Source organism: Gilliamella sp. Fer4-1 (genome assembly GCF_001690515.1).
Classification (GTDB): domain Bacteria; phylum Pseudomonadota; class Gammaproteobacteria; order Enterobacterales; family Orbaceae; genus Gilliamella; species Gilliamella apicola_C.
The window spans coordinates 1-5,471 of record NZ_LZGZ01000194.1; the positions used below are offsets into that span (position 1 = coordinate 1).

General features: G+C 35.2%; 5 protein-coding genes. 2 read left to right on the forward strand and 3 right to left on the reverse strand.

What is annotated here, in order from left to right; all coding sequences use genetic code 11:
- Window positions 1-3: 3 nt before the first annotated feature.
- The gene (locus A9G30_RS06610) at window positions 4-816 is read left to right on the forward strand and encodes an AraC family transcriptional regulator (protein ID WP_081295743.1); all 813 of its coding nucleotides are present in this window, start codon (window positions 4-6) and stop codon (window positions 814-816) included.
- Window positions 817-1,198: 382 nt separating this feature from the next.
- On the opposite strand, the gene proP is transcribed toward A9G30_RS06610, so the two are convergent.
- On the reverse strand, window positions 1,199-2,704 hold the full coding sequence (gene proP / locus A9G30_RS06615) for a glycine betaine/L-proline transporter ProP (RefSeq protein WP_065582906.1): 1,506 nt from the start codon (window positions 2,702-2,704) through the stop codon (window positions 1,199-1,201).
- A 353-nt stretch (window positions 2,705-3,057) separates the two neighbouring features.
- Complete coding sequence (locus tag A9G30_RS06620; RefSeq protein WP_065582907.1) at window positions 3,058-3,939, reverse strand: DMT family transporter; 882 nt, start codon at window positions 3,937-3,939, stop codon at window positions 3,058-3,060.
- A 213-nt stretch (window positions 3,940-4,152) separates the two neighbouring features.
- Between A9G30_RS06620 and ypfJ the strand changes: the two genes are divergently transcribed.
- Window positions 4,153-5,007, forward strand: coding sequence for a KPN_02809 family neutral zinc metallopeptidase (gene ypfJ, locus A9G30_RS06625; protein ID WP_065588435.1), 855 nt, complete (start codon window positions 4,153-4,155; stop codon window positions 5,005-5,007).
- 64 nt (window positions 5,008-5,071) lie between these two features.
- Here ypfJ and A9G30_RS06630 read toward each other — a convergent pair.
- The coding region (locus A9G30_RS06630) for an MFS transporter (RefSeq protein WP_141672027.1) at window positions 5,072-5,471 on the reverse strand (400 nt) is incomplete at its 5' end.

Sequence of the window (5,471 nt, forward strand, 5' to 3'; positions counted from 1 at the left end):
ACAATCAATCACATCTATTTCGCTAATAACAGCAATTGTGCCCCTTTACATGCCTATCAAGTCGATTTTCCTAGAATTGAGATCATCTTAGATGGTAAACAAAAAATGCTATGGGCTAATAACGACGGCAACGTACTTGAAAAAGTACTTTCAACCAACGATTTACTTTATGTCACAGCTCACAGTTGGAACAAACCCATTTGGCAAGCCCCATCTACCTTATTAACTATTTTATTTGGCAAACAGCAAATTGCTATAACACTATTACATTGGGATGGCAGACAATTGATTCCCCATGAGCAAGTCAATATCCCAAGGCGTGGTCCTCGGGTTGGCTCATTTATTATTCAAGCATTGACCGAGTTAACTCGGTATAACCAACCGAGCAAACAAAATAAAACAGCTTATCACCTTATTCACAGTTTACTTAGCAACACCCTTGATTTGCTAAATGTCGATATTAAAACATCATCCAAAACTACCAGTCTTTTTGAGGCGATTCGCCAATACATTGATACGCATTTTCGTGAAGATGTTACGCGTGATTTTTTAGCCGATAAGTTTTACATTTCGCCCAATTACTTATCACATCTATTTCAACACGAAGGTAAAATAGGATTAAATGAATATCTTAATCAAATTCGCTTAGAATATGCCAAATTGCTATTAAAGGATTATGAGCTAAATATAAAAGAAATTGCTCTAGCATCGGGGTTTAAAGATAGTAATTATTTTTGTCGGATTTTTAAAAAAAAGACAGAGCGAACCCCAACTGAGTATCGGCGGCAGTATCATAGTAAACTAATGATGAAGTAAGCTGGCATAAAATAGGTTTTGATATATATAAATTAGTATTGAATAAGCTATTTGTTGTTAACTTCCAAACTTTTGATATTTAGCGATAATGCCAAAACTGGCACAAAACACCGCAAATAGTTATTTTTAGACTAAATTTATACTCGTTTTCACACTTAAAAAATAGGTTTTAAACTTATAAAAGTCGTTCAGAAAAGCAATTGATTTTATTGAAGTTTTTACCCAACCTTACACTTACCCATTTATTTTGTTATTTCTATTTTGTCGTTATCATTGAGTAAAATTTTAGGTTTGTTATGCTTACATAATCTCATTATAAAAAAATCCGAGTTAGTTACTGAAAATGTCTTAACTCGGATGCACTAAAATTACGCAACAAAAATTAATCTAATTTAGGATGCTGATCGACTAAGTTTTGGCGCTGTTCTTGCAATGTTTCAATCTGTTCATCAATATCTTCGACCTTATGTTCAATCGAATCAAAATGTTCTGATAAAATTTCTTTTGCTTCTGACCGATCAGATGCAGCAGGCGTACCGCCACGCAATGGTCGATTAGCGGTTTCTTTCATTTTTATGCCAGTAAGTAAACCAACTAATGCCACAGCCATTAGATAATAAGCTGGCATATATAAATTATGACTTTCTGCAACTAACCAAGCGATAACTGTTGGTGTAGCACCAGCCACCAATACCGAAATATTAAAAGATATAGCCAACGCACTGTAACGAATACTGGTTGGAAAGATAGCAGGTAAAATAGAGGCCATAACGCCAGTAAAACAGTTAAGTAATATAGCCAAAATCAACAACCCTAAAAAAATAAGCCCAATAATATCGCTGTTGATCATAACAAATGCAGGATAAGCAAGAATTAATAACCCCAAGCTACCGCCAATAATAAATGGCTTTCGACCGATTTTGTCGCTAATAAAACCAATCAATGGTTGCACAAATAACATACCAATCATGATGGTTATAATAATTAACACGCCATGATCTGTATCATAATTTAAATTGTGAGATAAATAACTAGGCATATAGGTTAACAGCATGTAATAAGTCACATTGGTCACAATCACTAGCCCTACACAAATAAGTAAACTCCGCCAGTATTTTGTAATGATCTGTTTAAATGTCATTTTAGGTTGATTTTCAATATGATTGCGATCATTGTGATCCATTAAATCAGTATGTTGTTGAAATGCAGGCGTTTCATCTAATGCATGACGTAAATAAAGCCCAATCAACCCTAATGGTAGGGCAAATAAAAATGGAATTCGCCATCCCCATTCATGAAACACTTCTTTACCAAGAATACTTGATAACAATACCACTAAACCCGCACCCACTAAAAAACCAGCAATAGAACCAAAATCTAACCAGCTCCCCATAAAACCACGTTTGCGATCTGGCGAATACTCGGCAACAAATATCGCTGCGCCAGAATATTCTCCACCAATTGAAAAGCCTTGCGCAAATTTAGCTAACAGTAATAACACCGGTGCAACAATGCCAATTGAAGCGTAAGAAGGAATTAAGCCAATACAAAAAGTACTTAACGACATAATGATGATAGTGATGGATAGTACTTTTTGGCGTCCGAATTTATCACCAAGCATACCAAAAACCACCCCGCCTAACGGTCTAACCAAAAACGGTACCGAAAATGTGGCTAATGCCGCCACCATTTGAACACTAGGCGATGCATCAGGAAAAAACACTTGCCCTAACACATAAGCTAAAAAGCCATACACACCAAAATCGAACCACTCCATCGCATTACCGAGCGCTGCTGCAGTAATGGCTTTTTTTAACTTGTTATCATCAATTATGGTAATATCGTTAATATTTAATGGTTTGTTTTTGGATTTTTTTGTCTTTTTCATAGAATACCGCCTGTTTACATACAAAGAATAAAAAAAGGAATGATGCAACAAGGTAAACGGTTACCTTTTAATACACAAAGAACGTACTTTTTAGATTACACATTAAGAAATGTGCTTATCAGCTAATTAAAATTGAAGCAAAAATACAGCAAAGATAAAAAATGAGGATAATAAAAAAGCAAAAACCGATGTTTTATTGTCTATCTTGATTTCTACTAAATAGCAACAAAACAATTCCTTTTCGTGAAAATTGAGCACTAATTATAGCAAAATAACACGATATTGTAAATATTCGGCTAATTAGCCAGCCAATACTAAATATTTCACACATTATTTTATGCTGAGTTAGCGATTTATCTTTTTGAGCAAAAATAGATCCCAATTACAATGAATATGATCGAAACAATATGGAAATATGCAACTTGTGTATGTAAAAAGACAATACTGAAAATACCTGCTGACAAAGGAATAATGTGAGTATATATTTGCCCTCGTGTTGCGCCAATAGCCACAATACCTCTATTCCAAAATAAATAAGAAAGCCAAGATGCAAAAACAGCAATATACAATAAGCCAAGCAAAAAACTCGTATCCGTATAATGAGCAAGGTTCTCAATAGGATGAAAATAAAAATAGACTAACGCAATAGGCAACAACATAACCGAGCCTAATACGGCACTCACAGTCACAAAGGCATTACCTGATATCGATTTATCTTTTAACCGTAAAAATGCGCTATAGCAAGCCCAGCTTATTGCTGATGCCATCGCCCATAAATCACCTTTATTAATATTGCTGAGCTCACTTAAATTGGCGACATTTCCTTGCAGAATAAGATAAATAACCCCCATAGTACTGAACAAAACACCTAAAATATTATTTTTTGAAATTGCATCATTAAATAGTAATTTATTCATTACTAAAACCATTCCAGGTGTGGCTGATAAATAAATTGACGCATTGAGCGATGAGGTATATTGAAGCCCAATATATAGCGCTAATGGAAATATAATTTGACCAAAAATAGCCAGCAAACATATTGGCCAGATTGACTTTTTAATTTTGGATAAGTCGCTACGCACTTGGCTATGATAAAGGCACAATAGTAACAGCGCAGTAATAACCCAACGTCCTTCAGATATCACCATGGGATCGGCTTGGGTAACTAAAACTCGCCCCACCACATAATTACCGCCCCAAAAACAAGCCGCTAATGTCAGCAATAAATATGGCATGATAATACCTTTGAATGTTAAACAAAACTGTGATAGTAATATTATATACCTAAAAATAATAAGAAATAACTTTTTTGAGAACAAACGCTTTACTCATTGTAAAGCAGGTTATTTATTATTAAGTTTTTCAAATTGCAACGATAACATCAGTTTAATCTAGAATCCTTGCTTGTTATCATCTAAAATGGATAAAAACTGACAAAGGTAATGACTATGCGTTGGAGAGGCCAAAGAGAAAGCGATAATATTGAAGATCGTCGCTCACAATCGATTGGTGATTCAGGTGCTCGAATCCCTATTGGTGGTAAAGGTAAAGTTGCGTTATTGCTGGTGGTATTAGTTGCTGGCTATTATGGTGTTGATTTAACAGGGCTACTAAATTCAGATCTTATTGACACAAATAGCACTGAACAAAGCTTAAACCAATATTCAATTACTGATGAAGATGCTGCCAAATTTACATCAATCATTTTAGCAAGCACTGAAGATTATTGGCATCAAGAATTTCAACATTTAGGTAAAACCTACACTCCTCCTAAATTAGTACTTTATAATGGCGCAACCCAAACATCTTGCGGTATGGGTAAAGCTTTTATGGGACCATTTTATTGTAGTATTGATAAAACTGTTTACCTTGATACTTCGTTCTATCAAGAGTTAAAACTACGGCTGGGCGGTGGAGGTGATTTTGCACAGGGTTACGTAATCGCTCACGAAATTGGCCATCATGTGCAAAATTTGCTTGGAACATTTGACCAAGTGGAGCGGTTAAAGCAAGGCCAAGCAAATATCGATAATAAATTATCCGTTAAGTTAGAATTGCAAGCCGATTGCTATGCGGGGATGTGTGGGAATGCCATGCAAAAAGAGAATATTCTTGAAGTTGGCGATATTGAACAAGCGTTAAACACTGCAAAAGCCATTGGCGATGACCGCTTACAACAGCAAAGCGAGGGGCGCATTGTACCCGATAGCTTTACACATGGCACATCTGAACAACGTTACACGTGGTTTAAACGTGGGTTTGATAGTGGTGCAATAAACCAATGCAATACCTTTACGAAATAGATAATAAAAGGCGAATAGGCTATGCGTTAATGATTACTTATTAACTTTGGCTACTCATTCGCCTTTAATTGACTTGGCTAGCAGTGTCTTTTTTAACCAACATGCAAAATAACAACGATATTGCCACCATAATCAATGCAACCCAATAAATAATCTTATGCCCATAAATATCAGATAACACCCCTTGCAACATTCCAGCTATAATGACGCCAAAAATAACACCATTATTAAATAAAGTCGATGCGACCCCCATTCGAGTTGGCAATAGATCCTGAAAGTAAATAATACCAATATTTGCAACAATCCCAATAAATAATGCGTTAAAAAGTTGTAGTATTAATAAAGCATATTTATCAGTGCAAAGAATCAAACCAGTATAAAAAATTAGCCCACAAGTAATCGCAATAAAAAACAGATTTCGTTTACCTAAATAAGGCACTAAATATCCAGCGATGAGCATTACT

What these genes read in the sequence shown, in the direction of transcription:
- A9G30_RS06620 (WP_065582907.1), bottom strand. Translation starts at nt 3,939, where the DNA reads ATGCCATATTTATTGCTGACATTAGCGGCTTGTTTTTGGGGCGGTAAT.
- ypfJ (WP_065588435.1), top strand. Translation starts at nt 4,153, where the DNA reads ATGCGTTGGAGAGGCCAAAGAGAAAGCGATAATATTGAAGATCGTCGC.
- proP (WP_065582906.1), bottom strand. Translation starts at nt 2,704, where the DNA reads ATGAAAAAGACAAAAAAATCCAAAAACAAACCATTAAATATTAACGAT.